This window comes from Maribellus mangrovi (genome assembly GCF_037646455.1).
Classification (GTDB): Bacteria; Bacteroidota; Bacteroidia; order Bacteroidales; family Prolixibacteraceae; genus Draconibacterium; species Draconibacterium mangrovi_A.
In genome coordinates, this window is record NZ_JBBIXN010000001.1 from 885742 (window position 1) to 906245 (window position 20504).

Here is a 20504-nt window from a genome sequence, read left to right on the forward strand (position 1 = left end):
AGAAGCTGTTGAGAACTAATTTTTATGCATGAGTTCGTAGAGAACACCTTCGCGCAAAGCAAAATCGGTTTGTACAATTTTTTTAATGCCGATAGTTTTAACAAGCGTCTCAATCAAAATCACCGCCGGAACGATCAGATCCAACCGAACATGATCCATCCCTTTCATTTTTATTCGTTCTTCACGGGTCGATGTAATCAGTTTGTTATAGATCGTATAAAAATCATTCAGCTTTATTTCCTGGGTAGTTCGCTGTTTTTCGCCCGGCTCAACTCCGTCAATCATATCAGCAATGGTATCAAAAGCCCCCGAACAGCCAACCAGCATTTTTACCTCTTGTTCTTTACATCGTATAATTGTATTAACATGTTGTTCCGCAAAATACTTTTCCAATATTGCGATTTCATTCTTTTGAATCGGATCCGACAACTCAAATTGATTGATAATTCGAGCCATACCCGTTGGCTGACTTTCTTTCCAGAGTAAATCCTGATCTTTTGCCAGAATCAGTTCGTTACTACCGCCACCGATATCGAGAATCACTGCTGTGGTTTCAAGCTTTTTGAACGCAAGCAATACACCTTCAAAAATTAATTCGGCCTCTTTTTCACCTTTAACAACTTTTACCAACCAGCCACTTTCTTCTCCCAACTTTTCGAGGTATTCCACTTTATTGTCCGCCGAACGCACTGCGGAAGTAGCAATAACGCGAACCGCATCAACATTAAATTCTTTGATGATGTTTTTGTGCATTCGAAAAGAATCAATTGTACGCTCTGTTGCCGCCGGACTGATCTCGTTATCCCGAATTTTATCGTCACCCAGTTTCACCAGTTGCTTGCTTTGATGTAGGATTTTGAAGTCTTTATTGCTCATTTCAGCAACAAGGAGATTGCAGGTGTTGGTTCCCAGGTCGATAACAGCAATGCGCATAAATGCGAAGATTGAAAGTTTATTTTTAAATTTGAGTTGGATGATACCAAAACAAATATCCGATATAATAAAAGGAAAAGCAAATGAATTAGGATTGCTGGATTGTGCCATCTTGCCAGTTGAGTTTTTAACTGAAGACAAATCCCGTCTGGATGACTGGCTGGCTAATGACATGCATGGCGAAATGGGCTACATGGCTCGAAACCGCGATAAGCGCCTTAATCCGGAATTGCTGATTGAAAATGCAAAAAGCATCATCGTTGTGCTTCAAAATTATTATCCCGATCATACTCAGGAAGACAATTCTGCACCGGTATTATCGAAATATGCTTATGGTACTGATTATCACTTTGTATTTAAGGACAAACTTAAACAGCTCTTACAATTTATAAACGATGAAATTGCTCCCTGTTCGGGACGCCCGTTTGTGGATTCCGCACCGGTACTCGAACGTGCCTGGGCCAGAAAAGCAGGATTAGGCTGGATAGGCAAAAGCAGCAACCTGATCTCGCTCGAACATGGCAGTTTCTTTTTTATCGGTGAACTAATCGTGGATATTGAATTGCCTTACGACAAACCAAAGCCGGTAACCGACCACTGCGGGCGCTGCACCAAATGTATTGACGCCTGCCCAACCAAAGCGATTGTGGCCGACCGTGTGGTGGATGCACGAAAATGCATTTCGTACCAAACTATTGAAGTGAAAGGCGAACTGGATGAATCGTTAAAAGCACATTTTGAAAACCGCGTTTTTGGCTGTGATATTTGCCAGGATGTGTGTCCCTGGAACCTGAAATCGGAGCCACACAAGGAGCCGGGATTTGAAGCTCATCCCAAACTCCTTCAACTAAAAAAAGAAGAATGGCAAAATATGGAGCGCCCCCTTTTTAATGAACTATTCAGAAAATCTGCAGTCAAACGAGCCGGATTTAAAGGACTGCAACGAAACCTGAAATTTTTAGCGTCAAACAAGGAAGAATAAATACTGAATGTTCAGGTAATTTATCACTAACTTCGAAAACCAACTAAAACCAACAAAATGAAAAAGCTCATCGCCGTTTTTCTTATTCTTTTTGCAAGCATTTCCTGCTCAAATAAATCCAATGAAGAAAATACAGAAAAGCTACCCAACATCGTACTCGTTTTTATCGATGATATGGGATATGGTGATGCGGGTTGTTACGGAGCTACGGGATACACTACACCCAACCTCGATAAACTGGCAGCAGAGGGAATGCGTTTTACCAACTTTTATTCAGCTCAACCGGTTTGCAGTGCTTCGCGTGCAGGTTTACTTACAGGTTGCTACCCCAACCGGATCGGATTTTCTGGAGCTCTTTTTCCAGATAGTGAAGTAGGCATCAATCCCAAAGAAACTACCATTGCCGAAATGCTAAAAACCAAAGGCTATGCAACAGGTATTTTCGGAAAGTGGCATCTTGGTCATCTGCAGAAATTCCTCCCACTTCAACATGGTTTTGATGAATACTTTGGACTGCCTTACTCCAACGATATGTGGCCAATCGACGTTGATGGTAACAGAAAAACAGGAGAAAGATGGGACACTTATCCTGACCTTCCTTTAATAGAAGGTAATGAAACCATAGAGTTAATCACTACTCTCGCCGGACAAAATCAACTTACTACCCGTTATACCGAAAAAGCGGTGGACTATATCAATCGACATGCCGACCAACCATTTTTCCTGTACATGCCACATTCCATGGGACATATCCCCTTAGGCGTATCCGATAAATTCCGCGGAAAAAGCGAACAGGGCATGTATGGTGATGTAATGATGGAAATTGACTGGAGTGTAGGCGAAATTGGAAAGGCGCTGGAAACAAACCACATTGCAGATAATACGATTTTTATTTTTACTACTGATAATGGCCCCTGGCTGAATTATGGGAACCACGCCGGTTCGGCAGGTGGATTGCGTGAAGGGAAAACAACCAGCTGGGAAGGTGGTCAGCGCGTTCCATTTATTATAAAATGGCCCGAAAGAACACCCGAAGGTACCATATGCAACAAACTGGCATGCGCGATTGATCTGTTGCCGAGTTTTGCAGAAATTACAAGCGCTCCGCTACCGGAACTTCAGATTGACGGAACCAGTGTAGTTGAACTCTGGAAAGGAAATACCGAAGCAGAACCACGCGAAACCATTTTGTTTTACTACGGAAAAAATAACCTGAACGGAGTTCGAAAAGGCAACTGGAAACTCGTGTTGCCTCACACCTGGATGTCGTACGATACCCAACCGGGGAAGGATGGTCACGGAGGTCGGCGGATACCTATGAAAGTTGAACAGCCTGAATTGTACAATATGATGCGCGATCCCGGCGAACAATACAACGTAATTGATTACTACCCTGAAAAAGCTGCCGAACTGATGAAAGTTGCAGAGGCAGCCCGCACCGAATTGGGTGATCTGAACATTGGCCTGGCGAAAGGTTCCGGAACCCGGGAAATAGGGAAATACATTAAAACGGAGTAATCGATATTTTGAACGTCCTGATACCTGGCCGAACACGGTATCTCTGTAGTTGACGAATTGCGGTACCACCAACTCCTGACACTTCGTAATCTACATTCAAAATTGTATTTGGTGCTTCCTGCAACTGGTAGGTGTACATGGCCCGCGATAGGTTATCGGTGCTATATTTATGCAAGCTGAAATTCAGCAGATCGTCACCTTTTATTAGTAGTCCTTTACCCTCATCGTTTTGAACCTGTAACCAACGCATATCGCAGCGGTTACCGTATTCCTGCGGGATAATGTAGGGTACATACATCGAATCGACTGTTGAATGGTAGCGGCTTACTTTTGCTCCGGTTTTTCTGTCCGGGTAATTTTCGAAAGGTCCGCGACCATAATATTCAACCGTATTGAACGATTTAGGCAATTCAAACTGAAGCCCAAGTTTCTGCAACATATCGGGCATCGGCCCATTTGGAATGATCTCCTGCTCCAACTCAATCTTCCCGTCAGCAGAAAATGTCCATGTTTCATTTCGTTCGAATGCTGAAAAGTAACCCAACCAGCTAAACCGGCGATTGGGAGACAGCGACGAATTGGAAAATACTTTCATACTAACTTTTACTTCATCTTCTTTTAGCTGAATCACTTCCACTTCATCAACCTGTGTTTTCAGATCGCGCATTCCCAGCGTCCGTAACTGGTTAACGATGCTTCGTCCGTAACCCGGTGTCCGGTAACTCTGGCTGAACATGATATTTCCCCATGGATCAATATCGTTGGCGGTTGGTGCCCGCCAAACATTGAAAACCGGACCGCTTTTCAAATATTCAGTTCCCTTGAATTGCAGCGATGTCAGTTCTCCCGTATTCTTGTTTAGCACATATCGAAAGTTTGTTCCTGAAACGATTAATTGATTTTCATCTTCTGAATAATTTACTTCCTTATCATCCTCAACATCTTCCACAAAAAATAAATCGGTTGGAACTTTGAACTGTTCCCAGGCAATCTCGTGTCCTTTTAGTGCCCAATCCTTATCTTCCTTCAGCATAAAACCGACGGTCATTATTGCTTCCTGCCGTGAATCGATGCGCAAACGACGGTAATCGATTGAAATTTCGGTAGTATCGCCGGGTGCCAGATCGCATTCAAAAAGACCATCTTGCGAAGGTTTTCCATCCACTTCAATTCCCCAAAATCCATCAAAGACTTTCAGATTTTTAAAATGGTGACGATTTATGATTTTGAATCTTCCATTTTCGATATCTATCGCTTCAATTTTTACCGGCTGCCCCGATTTTTTGATCTGATGAATTTCGGGCTGTACACTCCGATCGGGCCAAATAATGCCATAAGTTCGTCCTCCCAAACCAACCGAATAAAAACTGCCGACAATGGTATCCTTTTCAAAATCGAGGTTCAAAACGGCACCGTCGCTTGAGGTTTCAAGCACATCGATATTCATGGCTTTTGGAATGATTTTCACCTCGTCGATCACCATTTTTGATAGCCTGCCTGAATACTCGCCCTGATCCTGTGATTCGGCCTCGCGACCTATGCAAAGCGGGAATGGAGTTGAACTAATATTTCCATTGAAATTTGTTGTTGCCACCCGCTTATTATCGATATAAAGTTGAAGACTGCTGCCATTGTAAATTCCTGCAATGTGGTGCCACTTGCCGTAAAAATCGTCGCCTACTTTTGCTTTAGCCGAAACTCGTTTCCCGCTGTTGATGTAGAACTCCAATGTTTGGGCATCTTCCATCCTGATTCCATAGCCATGCCAGCCTTTTGCCAGAAAAGTATTGGGTTGTGGTATTTCGAATGGTTTCACCCAAAACGAAATAGTAAGCTGATTCCCTCTAATATCGAGGCTCGGATCGCGGTAAAACTCCACCCAGTCGTCGTGCCCTGAGAATTCCAATCCCCAACCATTTTTGCCTTCCTGAAAAACCGGTCGTCCCATAATTTGCCCATCGTTATTAGCTTCCGACAGATCTGGAACGATCCAATGTGGCGTTTCAATTCCCGGGCTGATCCAGTCCCAGATCGCACCGCCGGTCAGTCGCGGATATTTCCAGATGTACTCCCAGTATTCATCCATACCACCAAGTCCGTTCCCGGTCGCTGCCAGGTACTCGTCCATAAACGAAGCCCGCCGGTCATTCTCAGGCAGTTCTTTCCCTTCAGCAAGATTTTTATAATCCATCGGTGTCCAGTAACGCGGCCCTACGATATCTTCAAACGGAATATAAAACGTATTTCCGCCATACATCCAGGCCGGGCGACTCGGATCAATTTCCTTTCCTGTTTTAATCACCTCATGAACGTTTGGCCCGCTGCCTGATTCATTTCCGGCACTCCAAACGATTACTGCCGGGTGATTGCGGTCGCGATAGACCAGTTTTCTTGAACGATCGCGATACATCTCGGTCCACGCGGGATCTTCCGAGAGTTGTAGATTACTGTGCGCCTCATCCCCCACTTCCGAAAAAATGTACATCCCCAGTTCATCCGCCATGCTGAGATATTCAGGTGTTGGCGGGTAATGACAGGTTCGAACGCAGTTAATATTATTCTGCTTCATCAGAACAAGGTCGGTTTGCAAAGTTTTTAACGGCACCGCCTGCCCATGCTTCGGATCGTGCATGTGACTGTTTACACCGTTCAACTTTACCGGCACCCCATTCACCGTGAGAATATCGTCAATGTATTCAACTTCTCGAAAACCGATTTTTTGCGTGAAAGCTTCAAGGGTGTTTCCGTTTTCATCTTTTAAAACAACCAGAATCGTAAACAGATTTGGAAATTCTGCCGACCACTTTGGCGGATCATCAACGAGTGTTGACAAAACAATTTTCTGATCGGATAAGGAATCTACAGTTACCGCCTTCTGCTGCACCCCTTCCTGCAATATCGATCTTCCTTCCTCATCAAAAACATCCATTCCCACAACTACTTTAACCGAGTCTGGTCTCACATTTTTTAAGTCCAGTTGAAGATTTAGGACGGCATCTTTATACTCATCATCTAAATCGGTAGTTACATAATGATCGTGAATATAGGTAAGAGGCTGAGCGTAAAGTTTGACATCGCGGTAAATACCCGACAAACGCCACATATCTTGATTTTCGAGGTAAGAGCCATCACTAAAACGCAGTACTTCCACTGAAATATCGTTTTCTCCCCGATCGAGAAAAGGAGTAATGTTGTATTCGGCAGGCTCAAAACCACCCTGATTGTAGCCTACTCTTTTGCCGTTAATCCAAACATAGGATGCTGATTTCACACCTTCGAAACGCAGTATTACCTGCTTGTCTTCCCATGCACGCAGCAGTTCAAATTTGCGTTTGTAACAGCCCACCGGATTGTAATAATCCGGAATATTGGGTGGATCGCTTTCAAATGTCAGGGCCACATTCCGAAATTTTGGATGTCCGTATCCTTCCATTTGCCAATTCGACGGCACCATAATTTCATCCCAGTCTTTTGTTTTGAAATCAGGCTCCCAAAAACCGTCAGGAACCTGGTCGGGAGTTTCCACCCAAAGGAAATTCCATTTCCCGTTGAGCAGCTGAAAATTCTCGCACTTTTTTGGCAGATTCTGTATGGCTCTTTCTGCTGAATTATACGGCATATGAAAAGCATGCGGGGCATTCTGTCCCTTTTCAAAAACGGCCGGATTTTGCCAGTCATCAGGAAGAAATTCTATTTCCTGGGCAGATATGTATGAACAAAAAAACAGGCTAAGCAAAATTGGAAGTAATGGTTTCATAGTTTTCGACATAAATTTTTATTTCCTGAAAAACAGTCGACGTTTACAAATTTATCAAATGCAAACAGACCACAACAACAAATTCAGCAATTTACACCAAGACTTACCAAACTTCGCTTGTTAAAAATTCCGATTTTGTGGAATCACTATTATCTTTATCGGAAACAAATACCTAAATCAATGACAAACGAACAATGGCAATTGCTGCTTGACACTGTTAACGGCAAACTTCCTCAAAAACCGCTCACCGGCTTTATCATCGATAGTCCATGGATTCCCGGATGGGCCGGCATCTCAACCTTGCAATTCTATTCATCAGAACAAATTTGGTTTGAAGCCAACAAAAAAGCAATTGAAACTTTTCCTGAAATACTTTTTCTGCCTGGCTTCTGGTCAGAATTTGGCATGTGCACCGAACCTTCAGCATTTGGCGCCAAACTGGTGTGGAACGAATACAATTTGCCGCATGCGAGCAAGGTGATCAACGAAATTTCGGAAGCTGCCGAATTAAAAGTTCCTAATCCCAAAACCGATGGTTTGTTGCCATTTATCATTCAGCGCCTTGTGAATTACCAAACTCCGATACGTGAAATGGGACACGACATAAAATTTGCAGTTGCACGCGGCCCTTTGAATATCTCCTCGTTTATGATGGGGACTACCGAGTTTATGATGGCATTGATGATGGATCCCGGGAACAGCCACAAACTGCTGGAAACGATCACACAATTTTCGATAGATTGGGTTCAACATCAAAAAGAAATGTTTCCGAGTATCGAAGGTATTCTTCTCCTGGATGACATTGTTGGTTTTATTGGCGACGATGAATGCAAAGAATTTGCCGTACCATATATACAGCGTATTTTTAATTCCTTCGATTCAAAACTGAACTTCTTCCATAACGATGCGCAGGGACTGATCTCAACACCCTACCTGAAAGATATGGGTGTAAATCTTTTCAATTTCAGTTTTGAACACAGCATGAAAGAGATCCGCGAGCTGGCCGGCCCCGAAGTAGCATTGATCGGCAATCTTCCTCCACGAGATGTGCTGGCGGCCGGAACACCGGAACAGGTACGAGAAGAAACCCGAAAAATGGTGCTCGATTTTGGCGATCCGAAACGGGTAATCTGGTCATGCGGAGGAGGAATGCCACAGGATGTTAGTACAAAAAACATCAAGGCGTTTAAGGAAACTATTGATGATGTAGTACCTAAATTGTAGTACTCAAAAACGAACAAACTATTCATATGAAAATAATTCTTTTCATCGGCATACTTCTATTCGCCAACTCTTTGCTGGCTCAGGATCTGGCTAAATTCAAAGTTTCTGCAAAAACAGATCGAATTGATGCACCTGTTTCAGTCTCGCTGGATGGATTAAATTACAACAACGACAAGGGAAATCTTGTGCTTTATGAAATTACCGGGCAGGGTGAAAAAGCCATTCCTTCGCAAATCGAAAACGGACATACTACCCGATTATGGTTCGTGTTAGATGGCATAACGCCAAAGGGCAGCGAGCGACAGTTTGTTTTACGACTGGCAAATATCAACACCGATTTTTCTGATGGAGTTAAGCTGAGGAAAGACAATCAGGACCTCATCCTGCAAAAGCATAATAAACCGATATTGAAATACCGATATGCGGTAACACTCCCTCCCAAAGAAGCTGATCCCTTATTTAAAAGATCCGGCTATATCCATCCCTTGTGGTCACCCGCCGGGAAAGTTCTCACACGCATTCAACCACCTGACCACTATCACCACTACGGCATTTGGGGTCCCTGGACAAAAACTCATATTGGCGAACGCGAAGTTGATTTCTGGAACCTGATCAAAGGCGAGGGAACTGTAAAATTCGCCGGATTTACAGGTGAAACTCAGGGAGCAATCTACAGTGGATTTAAAGCCTTGCAACAACACATTGATTTTGGTGCAAAAGGCGAGGACCAAATTGCCATGAATGAGATCCTCGATGTACGAGTATGGAATGTCAAAGAGGGCATTTGGATGATCGATTACACTACATCGATAAATTGCCCGCTTGAAGACGGGATTTTGCTTGATGCTTACCGTTACGGAGGAGGAATTGGATGGCGAGCTACCGAAAGCTGGGATAAAGACAATTGCACTGTACTTACTTCGGAAGGAAAAACACGCGCGGATGCCGACGGATCGAATGCACGCTGGTGCGTTGTTGAAGGCGAAACGGATACCGAACAGGGACGTTCCGGGATATTATTTTTGAGTCACCCCTCGAACCGCATGCACCCGGAACCAATGCGGGTTTGGCCGCTTGATGCAAATGGCGGACGCGGTGATATGTATTTCGAATTTGTTCCGATAAGACATGAAGACTGGAAGCTGGATGCCCACACGGATTATGCCCTGAAATACAGAATGATCGTTTTTGACGGGAAACTTTCACCTGAAAAGGCAGAACAATACTGGAACAGTTTTGCGTCCAATCCTCATGTAGAATTTATTAACTAAATTTACTTCACAACGAAACCATTAAAAGATTCTTAAATCAATCAAAACAAAATGAAACGAAGAAATTTTCTGAAAAATACAGCGGCCACAACCGCGGGAGCCTTGGTTATTCCAACCATTATCCCCTCTTCTGTTTTTGGAGCCAGTGCGCCGAGTAATAAAATCAATATAGGTCAGATTGGCTGTGGCCGAATTGCTCGTGGACACGACATGCCGGGAACCATGCAACACGATATCTCGAGAATAATTGCAGTTTCGGATGTCGACAGCAACAGGATGAAAGACGGAAAAAAACTCGTTGAAGATTTTTACAAAGAGAAAACCGGCAGCGATAATCCTGTTGATGTAAAAATGTATGGTGACTATAAAGATTTGCTTGCCAACAAAGATATTGATGCTGTGATTATAAGCTCTCCCGATCACTGGCATTCTCAACCGGCTATTGAAGCAGCATTGGCCGGGAAAGATATTTACCTTCAGAAACCAACTTCGTTAACTGTTTCCGAAGGCCGCCAGTTAAGTGATATTGTAAACCGGCAGGGAACAATTCTTCAGATGGGAACACAGCAACGTTCCTCTGCGCAATTCAGAAGAGCTGCCGAACTGGTTCGCAACGGGCGAATTGGAAAAGTGCATACCGTGAAAGTCGGATTGCCGGGCGACCCTTCAGGTCCTGTTTTCGAAACCGGCCCTGTGCCTTCGAACCTTAATTTTGATATGTGGCTGGGATCGACTCCCGAAGTTGATTACAAAGAAAACCTGGTGCATCCGCAGGAAGGATATGGCCGTCCCGGCTGGTTACGCCACGAGAATTATGGCGCAGGAATGATCACCGGATGGGGACAACACCATTACGACTCGGCCGCCTGGGGTATGGATACGGAATACACCGGACCGATTTCGGTTGAAGCAGTGGCTCAATTCCCAAAATCGGGCGACTGGAACGTACACGGTGATTTTATGGTAAAGCAAGAATATGCCAACGGAATTACAGTTTATACAAGCGGTGGATTCCCTAATGGAATTCGTTACGAAGGAGAAGACGGATGGATTTTTGTTACCCGCGGAGCTTATCGTGCAACGGCTTCCGATCCAATTCCCGAAGGTGCAACAAAAGCACTGGATGCCAGTAGCGAAGATATATTGAAATCGGTGATTGGCGACGATGAAATAAAACTGTATGTGAGTGATGAGCAACACGGAAACTGGCTTGACTGCATTAAATCGCGCAAACAACCCATTTCTCCTGCCGAAATCGGCCACCGCGCCTGCTCGGTTTGTTTGATCAGCCACATTGCCATGAAAATCCCCGGAATTTTGGAATGGGATCCACAGTCCGAACGATTCAAAAATAACGATCTGGCCAATTCGATGTTAAGCCGCCCGCAGCGATATCCTTACGGAACAAACTACATAAACACTTAAAAAATGAAGATACGAGTCATATTCCTGGTGCTGATTGCGATCAGTCATATTGCAGTTGCCCAGCAAAAAGAGTTTGAATGTACGGAAGATTGGATTCAGAAGATTGTGGGGCTGGCGCCTGAGCATTCCGAAGTACAGCCTCAAAAAGCCCGAAAAGTACTTGTTTTCGATCTTTTCACGGGATTCGATCACTGGGTCACTCCTCATACCAGTCAGGTTGTTAAAGTTTTAGGGGATAAAAGCGGAGCCTACACCGCTGAAATCACCCAGGATATTTATTGTTTCGAATCCGGCAATCTAAAAAAATACGATGTAGTGGTACTCAACAATACCTGTTCGGTTGGGCCACGACGCGACCTGATTCTGGATGCACTGGAAAAAGATGAAAACCTGAGCAAGGAGCAGCAAAAGAAAAAAGCAGCTGAACTAGAGAAAAACCTCATCGACTATGTAAAAAAAGGAGGTGGCCTCGTAGTTGTTCATGGAGCCATTGTTATGCAAAACAATTCGATGCCTTTTAGCGAGATGGTCGGAGGCAGCTTCGATTATCATCCACCACAACAAGAAGTAACACTTGAACTGGCGGATATCGATCATCCTTTACTAAAAGCTTTTCAAGGTGAAGCATTTGTCCACGTCGATGAACCTTATCTTTTTAATAAGGCTTACGAAGAAAAGAAATTCAGACCGCTTTTATACATGGACACGGATAAATTGACCAACAAACCCAAACCGATCGAGGGGAACATTCGATATGTCTCGTGGATAAAACCACATGGTAAAGGACGTGTGTTTTACGTTTCGCCATCGCACAATGCTCAAAGTTTTGAGAATCCGCGTATGCTAAAATTTTTTCTGGATGGAATTCAGTATGCTACAGGTGATTTTAAATGTGATGATACGCCAAATTTATAATGACAATGAAAAGAGTTTACTGCCTGCCAAAACAAAGATTTGTGCGCGGAAGAATTTGACAATTTTGTGCCCTGAGTACATTTTTGATATCTTCGTGCGACAAAATCAGAACAAATATGAGACTCAAATTAATTCCGGTATTACTGATTACAATTGTACTGGGTAGTTGCACTTCGTCGAAGCAGAAAAAGGCAGCTCAAAATGAACCTGAAAAAGCAAAAATAGAAACGCTGACCGACGACGGTGCCTGGTGTTGGTTTTCAAATCCGCGGGCAATTTATTACGAGGATGATAAGATCGTTACAGGCTGGGTGAAGAAAGACGGTTCGGTAGAAGCAGCATCTCTGGATCTTAATTCAGGCGAGAAAAAATATAAAATTCTTTATCCGCAACTGCAATTCGACGATCACGATAATCCGGCATTTACAGTTCTTCCGGATGGAAATGTTCTGGCCATGTACACCTGGCATTCCACAAAAAAAGGGGTGATCATGAACACCACCAGCAACGGTGGCGACATCAGCTCTTTTGGAGCGCCCGTAGATTTTAAACCAACCAATGAAGATCTTTTAAAACGTTTCCCGCGCGAAACCTATACTTACGCCAATCCTTTTGTGCTTTCAAAAGAAGACAACAAGCTTTTCGTTTTCGGGCGCTGGACAGGTTTTAAACCCAACCTAATCATTTCGGAAGATAACGGGCAAACCTGGAGCGAAAAATATGTGATCATTAGCGATAATCCTTTTACTCCCGGAAACCGCCCTTATGTAAATTATTACTCCGACGGGAAATCGAAAATCCACATGGTTTTCACCGACGGACATCCGCGTGTTGAACCACTCAATTCAGTTTACTACTGTTATTATGAAAATGGCGCCTTTTGGAAAGCTGGCGGCAGCAAAATCTGCACCCTGGAAGACCTTCCGTTTGAACCCAAAGATGCCTCTATGGTTTACAAGGCTACTGAAGAAACCGGGCGATCATGGATTGCCGACATTGTGGTGAAAGACAACCAACCGGTGATCCTGTACTCGCGCCATCCTAAAGAAACCGACCACCGCTATCATTACGCCTGGTACGATGCGAAAAACGCAAGCTGGATAGATCATGAAATTTGCAAAGCAGGCCGCTGGTTTCCTCAAACACCCGAAGGCGAAGTAGAACGCGAACCACATTACATGGGTAACCTCTCCTTCGATCCTGCCCATCCGGAAACGGTTTACCTTTCGAGGCAAATTAACGGGCGTTTTGAAATTGAAAAATACATAACTGCCGACGGCGGAGAAACCTGGGAAATTACTCCCATCACTAGCAACTCCGAATTCGACCAGGTACGGCCCTATGTGGCACGTAATAAATCGAATGATGCAAAAACAGTGGTCATGTGGATGGAAAACAAAAAGTACATTCACTACACTAATTTCGACAGCCGCATTAAATATATGATCGACGAATAAGACAGTTGTATAATGCCAAAATTTCAGATCATCTTTCTTATTATAATATTACTTGCTGCTTGTAAGCCACAAGCTAAAAGTAAACAGGAAAAAACTCAGCCAAACGTTCTTTTTATTTGTGTCGATGATCTGCGTCCCGAGCTAGGCTGTTACGGAAATCAGACTATTCATTCTCCCAACCTCGATAAGCTGGCAAAATCGGGGGCAGTTTTTACTCATCATTACGCGCAGGTTCCAACGTGCGGGGCTTCGCGGTACAGCATGCTGACGGGGATGCTGCCTGTTGGGCGAGGATATTTGAGCAATGAAGCCTGCCGTAAATTTATTGCCGAACAACCACAAACCAATGGTCCTGAATCCTTTATTCATCACCTGAAGAATAATGGCTATTATACGGTTGGAATCGGAAAGATCAGTCATTATGCAGATGGATTGCTTTATGGCTACAACGACTCGGTAAGCGACAAAAGAGAACTTCCTGAAAGCTGGGACGAGCTTTTGTTTAATCCGGCCAAATGGGAAACCGGCTGGAACGCTTTTTTTGGATATGCCGATGGCGAAAATCGTCAAAGCCTCAACAGGCAGGTAAAACCCTACGAAAATGCCGATGTTGATGATTTGGGTTATGCAGATGGTTACACTGCTGAACTGGCTGTTAACAAGCTCAAAGATCTGGCTAAAACCGAAAAACCTTTTTTCCTGGGCGTTGGATTTTTCAAGCCGCATTTACCTTTTACTGCTCCTAAAAAATACTGGGATTTGTATTCCGAAGAAGAACTTGCAACCGCTCCTTTCGATTCTATCCCTAAACATGTGAACTTAGCGAGTCTGCACAACAGCGGCGAATTAAATGGCTATCAACTTACCGATGAAAAAGCCACCCTTTCGCATCCGGTTTCAAATGAATATGCTAAAAAACTAAGGCATGCTTATTATGCCTGCATCAGTTACACCGATGCACAAATTGGCAAACTGCTTGATGAACTGGAAAGACAAGGTATGGCAGAAAATACCATAGTCGTAGTTTGGGGTGACCACGGCTGGCACCTCGGCGATCAGCGGGTTTGGGGAAAGCACACCCTTTTTGAACGCGCATTAAAAAGTGCTTTTATCGTTCGGGCACCGGGACAAAAAGAAGCACAAACCATCCAACAAGTAATCAGTTCTGTAGATATTTATCCAACATTAATGGAACTTTGCGGTGTTGCAATGGCACACAAAACCGATGGTAACAGTTTTGTTCCGCTGCTCCATAATTCAAATTCAGATTGGAACGAAGCTGCTTACGGATATTTCAGAAATGGTATCACAGTTCGCACTGAGAATTACCGATTAACTCAATATTTCAGAGAAGAAGAACCGCAAATTGAATTTTACGACCATAACTCCGACCCTTACGAAACCAAAAACATTGCTGCCCAATATCCTGAAATTGTAGAAAAGCTGATGCCCCTTCTGAAAATGGGAGATACCGGTTTGTATCAATAAAATACTATTATTTGTAGTATGCGGTTTCAAGGAACATGCCAGTTAATTATTACTTTCTGATTGTAGTTTCGCCCTGCTGACTATCTGTTAGTGGATTTAAAGCAGTTGCCCTCTTCCACATGTATCTTTACAATACTCATTCTTGACAAATCATATTCGTCTTGAATAATATGTGTCAATTTTTGGGATATCAGTGGTAGCATTAGCCCTTCATGTTGTCGTAATTTTACAAATGGACTTTTACCGCAGATCTGCACACGGATATACTTTCCTGTTCTCACATCCCTCTCATTCAAAATAAGAAGGAGATTAAGTAATTCAAATTCAATAGCAATTTGAGTAAATGTTTAACCAAAAAAACAAAACCATGAAAAAGAACCTATATTCAACTGTAATATCAGCTGTGCTGAGAGTTGTATTTTCAATATCTCTTCTGCTTCTTCTGCTTTCGACTTCTTGTGATGATCCTGACCTGACCAGTCCCCTGAATGATTATCCGGTGTTGTCCGTTGACTCTGAAGAATTTGAGATTGGGCCCCAGGGAGCTCTTATTGAGGCCCTTAATCAAAAGGTAACCCTGTTAATTCCTGAATTTGCCGTGCCTTCGCTAACCACACTCACAGTAAAGTATGGACCTAGTTTATCTCTTGATAATACAGCAAGCGTATCCTATGTCATCAGTATGGAGAACACACAATTACAACGGCCTTTAACACTTACCCTGAATTATGAAAATACCAAATACTACGGACAAGCGGGTAATGAATCCGACCTGGTAATTTACCGTTTGGATAACGCTGCAACATCAATGATGGAATCGTTCTCGAAAACCCTATTCAATTGCTGTGTTGATAAATCATGCCACACGGTATCGGGATGCATGGACAAGACCGGAATATTTGTAGTAGGCATAAATCATTTCTAAATAATACCGGTAATGGGGGTGCTTTATCTTTCGCATAGATTGATTATTGTTTCCAATAATTTTTGATTTATTTTTTCAAAAAGCATCCTCATTGCCCCGGTTTTATTATTCCATTTTGAACAAATTATGAAAGCTTTGAACCATACGTATATAAAATGGAGTATAAAAATTGTAACATTTTGTAATAAATTGAGTTAGAAGCAATAGGCTCTCAGTGGTTCTAAATAATGTGCGATAAAAGTGTAAATACTTCCCCGGCGATTTTATGTTTCGTCAGGTAATTGAGCCGTAGCCGGGAATATTAAATATTAGCCTAATTCATTGAAACAGGATCCCGGATACTAAATTTTAGAATTGAAACTTATATTAAAAAAACCATGAAGTATATCCCGCGATATCTTCTGACCAGTTTTCTGTTTTGGACAATAATGCCCATTTTATTTGCCCAGGAACTGGAACTTAAAAAGTTCGATCCTGAAGGTGTTTTAGGAAATGTAAGCGCTGTTATAAAAGATAAAAAGGGTTTTATGTGGTTCGGTACCACAAGAAATTTATTCAGATATGACGGTTACAGTTTTAAAGAATTCAAACATAATCTTTTAGATACGTTGTCGCTTTCCAATCAAAACATTCATGTAATATTTGAAGACAGCGACGGAGATTTGTGGATTGGCACAGAGGGCGGGTTGAATAAATTCTGTGTCAGTTCAACAGAAGAAAAGTTTAAACATTATTTTCCAATTCCACTGGTAGAATTTGATGGCAAAAATGTAATTAAAGAAATTTACGAAGACCGGGAAGGTATTTTCTGGATTGGAACGGGATGGTATGGATTATATACGTTTGATAAAACAAATGAAGTTTTTACGGAGTTAATTTTAGACAGCACAATTGAAAGAGATAAACTGGAAAGATTCCCGTATTTTATCACTTCAATAAATGAGGATTTGAACGGAACACTCTGGGTATGTACAACGATAGGATTGTATAAGTATAAACGGGATTCCAAAACCTTTACAAGTTACAAAATCCAGCCGGACAACATAGATCACCCGTCCAACGAAATTCATACAATCCTTGAGGATAAATCAAATAACTTTTGGGTAGGTACAGGTTTTGGGCTTTATAAATTTGATAAAAAGAAAGAAAAATTTCAACCTCAGTTTCTGCCCGAACACGAAGGATTGACAAAGTCGACGAAGGATATCATATTTAAGATAGAAGAAGATGAAACCGGTGCCCTTTGGATCAGATCATCACAGGGAATATACAGGTATCATCCAAAAAATAATGTAAATCAATTTTGGGAAGTTCCAAACGACAACATACGTTTAACGTGGGATTACTTTACGTTTATGAAAGTTTTGCTTGTAAACAGTCCGGATTTTATTTGGTTGGCAGCTCCCAACAAAACCCTGTACAATTTAAAGAAACGTTCGTACTTTACCTGTTTAACAAATGTCCCGGATGTTCCTCCAGGTCTTAAATTAGAAACTACTACAAACATTCTTCAGGACAGATCCGGAACTTTATGGATAGGTACACAAAATGGACTATATAGCTATGACAGAAAACGACAAAAATTTAGAAAGTACCATCATGATCGTATAAGTGGAAACTCCATACATAACCTCCTGGAGGATAGAAATGGAGCACTTTGGGTTGGAACATGGCAAAAGGGCTTAAATAAATTGGTGACGAATGGGCCAGATATAGTTGATATCCAATACCATCCAATTGATCCGAAGCACCCCAAAACTAATAGTATCTATGAATTAATTGAATGTGATAATGGAGATATGATGGTCAGTGTTGGTACTGATTATTTCATGTATAGAAATGATACATTTCTAATAATGAATGACAAAGCAAACTTTCATATTATTGACACGTGTTTGCCGGCAAAAATTCCCGGAGAGGTCTGGAATCCTACGTGGTATGGCCCATCCAGATGGATACCTCCGTTTACAGAAGATTCCAATCACGTTATTAGTCCCAGTTTAAGAATTCGCTATCTGCATGATCCTAATGATCCTGAAAGTATAAGCTGTAACAGGATAATTGGACAATTAATAAGTAAGTACTTTCAACCCGCGACTATTTGGTTTACAACTTATGGTGGTGGCCTTAACAAACTTATTACAAGTCCAATAAAAAACTCGGAAAACTGTAAGGTTCATTTTAAAAGGTATTTAGAAAAGGATGGATTGCCCGATAATTTATTACGTTGTATTGAGGAGGATAAAAATGGGAATTTGTGGATCGGTACAGTTGATGGATTATCTATGTTCGATCCCCGGACTGAGCGTTTTAAAAACTATTCTGTTAACGATGGACTTTTAAGTAATTTCATAAACTGTGCTACATATTTGCCAAACGAGAATGGAATGATGTATTTGGGAACTGATAAGGGGCTTGTTTCTTTTTATCCTGACAGTATTAAAGAAAATCTCAACATTCCGCCTGTAGTGATCACCGATTTTAAACTCTATAACAAGTCCGTTAAACCTGGTGAAGATTCATTTTTAAAAACTCCTATTACTTATGCACAGGAGATTAACTTGCCTTTCGACCAAAACTTTATCGCCTTTGAATTTGCAGCCCTCGATTTTACCAAACCGGAGAAGAACAGTTACAAATACAGGTTGGTGGGTTTGAATAAGGATACCATTTATGCAGGGAACAAACATTATGCAGAATATACCGATTTAAAACCCGGGGAGTATACTTTTTGGGTTAGCGGCTCAAACAACGACCAGGTGTGGAATGAAAAAGGTACCTCACTCCGAATTTCTATCCTCCCTCCCTGGTGGAGGACCAAACTTGCTTATGCATTTTATACGATAATAATTGTGTCCTTAATTTTTACATATATCAGATGGAGAACGCATCAGCTACTCAAGGAAAAAATGGTTCTGGAGAAAAAGGTAAATGAACGTACCCTGCAAATAAAAGCACACCAGAAAGAGATAGAAGCTCAAAAAATAATTTTGGAGGAAAAGAATAAGAAAATACTGGAGATCGATCGTATAAAAAGCCGTTTTTTTACCAATGTTTCTCACGAGTTCCGGACACCATTATCACTAATACTTGCCCCTGTTGAAGAATTACAGGAAGGTAAATCACGGTCGGGGAAAGAGTATAAAAAGCTCAGTTTAATAAAAAGAAATGCCTATCGCTTACTGGATCTGATCAATCAACTGCTTGACATTTCTAAAATTGAGAATGGCAATATGAAGCAAAAGTTAGTACACGGGGATGTTCTGGAAAAACTCCATACAATATCAGGCAGTTTTTCTTCACTTGCAGAAGCTAAAGGCATCAATTTCAAGATTCATCTGCCTCTGGTGAAAAAACAGAATTGGTTTGATCCGGACATGCTGGAGAAGATAGTAACTAACCTGCTTTCCAATGCATTTAAATTCACTCCTGAGGCAGGTAAAGTTGTTTTATCAGCACAATATCTTAGCGAAGGATTCAACAGGGCCTCCCAAACCATAGAATTTTCAGTGTCCGATACCGGACCCGGAATTCCTGCAGATAGTTTAGATAAGATTTTTAACCTCTTCTATCAGACAAATGAAACCGTAAAAAATGAAACCGGTGGCACAGGTATTGGTCTGTCGCTGGCCCATGATATGGTTAGTTTACTCCATGGCGAAATTGATGTAAAAAGTGAACCGGGTAACGGGAGTAGGTTTACTGTCCGCTTACCTCTTGGTATTAACCACCTGAACAAAAATGAATATGTGATAATCGACGATAAAAGCATTAAAAATGTAGAATCAACTCAATTGCCCGAGGAAGAAATTTCCATTACCGAAGAAAAAAGAGCGTTTCAAACCGATAATGAAATTCCACTTATACTGATTGTTGATGATAACAGAGATTTACGGGACCTCATTCATGAACACCTCATAAATTATCGGATAGACGAAGCAATTGACGGTAGTGCAGGTCTTAAAAAAGCTTTTGAAACCATTCCTGATTTGATCATTAGCGACGTTATGATGCCCAAAATGGATGGAATAGAACTATGCGATCAATTAAAAAACGACGAGCGAACCAGCCACATTCCAATAATAATGCTTACTGCAAAAGCCGATTTGGAGAACAAAATAGAAGGTTTGAAAACAGGTGCTGACGACTACATCACTAAGCCTTTTAAAATTAAAGAGTTAAAAGCACGAGTTGAAAACCTTATCAAATTAAGGAAGCAGTTGCGAGAAAGATTTATTCGTGAAGTCACTTTAAAGCCTAAAGATATTTCCATAACCCCGGTAGATGAAAGATTCCTGAACCGGGCCATAGAGATCGTGGAACATCATATAAGTTATGAGCAATTCAGCGTCGGGGAGTTATACACAGAAATGGGCATGAGCAGGAGTAATTTTTATCGAAAATTGTATGCGCTGACCAATCAGGCTCCTTCAGAGTTCATACGTACAATTCGCTTAAAAAGAGCTGCGCAATTGCTTGAACAGAATTTTGGTAACGTTACTGAAGTTGCGTATGAAGTGGGCTTCAATCATCTGGGATATTTCTCGAAGTGCTTCAAAGAAATGTTTGGGGTTGTACCTCATAAATATTCACCTAAATCTTCTTGAAT

General features: G+C 42.0%; 12 protein-coding genes. 10 read left to right on the top strand and 2 right to left on the bottom strand.

Annotated elements, in window-relative coordinates; translation table 11 throughout:
- Nucleotides 1–15: 15 nt before the first annotated feature.
- Complete coding sequence (locus WFY05_RS03410; RefSeq protein ID WP_340111322.1) at nucleotides 16–933, bottom strand: Ppx/GppA phosphatase family protein; 918 nt, start codon at nucleotides 931–933, stop codon at nucleotides 16–18.
- A gap of 40 nt (nucleotides 934–973) precedes the next feature.
- Between WFY05_RS03410 and queG the strand changes: the two genes are divergently transcribed.
- Together queG and WFY05_RS03420 are read left to right on the top strand one after the other, a co-directional pair.
- A complete protein-coding gene (gene queG / locus WFY05_RS03415; RefSeq protein ID WP_340111323.1) occupies nucleotides 974–1915 on the top strand; it encodes a tRNA epoxyqueuosine(34) reductase QueG in 942 nt (313 codons plus the stop codon).
- Nucleotides 1916–1972: 57 nt separating this feature from the next.
- The gene (locus WFY05_RS03420; protein WP_340111324.1) at nucleotides 1973–3433 is read left to right on the top strand and encodes a sulfatase family protein; all 1461 of its coding nucleotides are present in this window, start codon (nucleotides 1973–1975) and stop codon (nucleotides 3431–3433) included.
- Here the strand turns inward: WFY05_RS03420 and WFY05_RS03425 are convergent.
- On the bottom strand, nucleotides 3420–7190 hold the full coding sequence (locus tag WFY05_RS03425) for a beta-galactosidase small subunit-related protein (protein ID WP_340111325.1): 3771 nt from the start codon (nucleotides 7188–7190) through the stop codon (nucleotides 3420–3422). The two genes, WFY05_RS03420 and WFY05_RS03425, sit on opposite strands and share 14 nt — an antisense overlap.
- A gap of 180 nt (nucleotides 7191–7370) precedes the next feature.
- Between WFY05_RS03425 and WFY05_RS03430 the strand changes: the two genes are divergently transcribed.
- The 8 genes from WFY05_RS03430 to WFY05_RS03465 all read left to right on the top strand — a co-directional run bounded on the left by WFY05_RS03430 (nucleotide 7371) and on the right by WFY05_RS03465 (nucleotide 20502).
- Nucleotides 7371–8414: a uroporphyrinogen decarboxylase family protein gene (locus WFY05_RS03430; RefSeq protein WP_340111326.1), complete on the top strand. Its 1044-nt coding sequence runs from the start codon at nucleotides 7371–7373 to the stop codon at nucleotides 8412–8414.
- 26 nt (nucleotides 8415–8440) lie between these two features.
- The gene (locus WFY05_RS03435; RefSeq protein WP_340111327.1) at nucleotides 8441–9685 is read left to right on the top strand and encodes a DUF6807 domain-containing protein; all 1245 of its coding nucleotides are present in this window, start codon (nucleotides 8441–8443) and stop codon (nucleotides 9683–9685) included.
- A gap of 51 nt (nucleotides 9686–9736) precedes the next feature.
- Nucleotides 9737–11110: a Gfo/Idh/MocA family protein gene (locus WFY05_RS03440; RefSeq protein WP_340111328.1), complete on the top strand. Its 1374-nt coding sequence runs from the start codon at nucleotides 9737–9739 to the stop codon at nucleotides 11108–11110.
- 3 nt (nucleotides 11111–11113) lie between these two features.
- Nucleotides 11114–12025, top strand: a complete 912-nt coding sequence (locus tag WFY05_RS03445) for a ThuA domain-containing protein (protein ID WP_340111329.1) — start codon at nucleotides 11114–11116, stop codon at nucleotides 12023–12025.
- A 116-nt stretch (nucleotides 12026–12141) separates the two neighbouring features.
- Nucleotides 12142–13482, top strand: a complete 1341-nt coding sequence (locus WFY05_RS03450) for a BNR-4 repeat-containing protein (RefSeq protein WP_340111330.1) — start codon at nucleotides 12142–12144, stop codon at nucleotides 13480–13482.
- Between the two features lie 12 nt (nucleotides 13483–13494).
- Nucleotides 13495–14970 carry a sulfatase gene (locus tag WFY05_RS03455; RefSeq protein ID WP_340111331.1) on the top strand — a complete coding sequence of 492 codons (1476 nt, stop codon included), beginning with the start codon at nucleotides 13495–13497 and terminating at the stop codon, nucleotides 14968–14970.
- A gap of 367 nt (nucleotides 14971–15337) precedes the next feature.
- Nucleotides 15338–15895 (top strand): hypothetical protein, encoded by a 558-nt coding sequence (locus WFY05_RS03460; protein WP_340111332.1) that lies wholly within the window; start codon nucleotides 15338–15340, stop codon nucleotides 15893–15895.
- Between the two features lie 377 nt (nucleotides 15896–16272).
- On the top strand, nucleotides 16273–20502 hold the full coding sequence (locus WFY05_RS03465) for a hybrid sensor histidine kinase/response regulator transcription factor (protein WP_340111333.1): 4230 nt from the start codon (nucleotides 16273–16275) through the stop codon (nucleotides 20500–20502).
- Nucleotides 20503–20504: the final 2 nt, after the last annotated feature.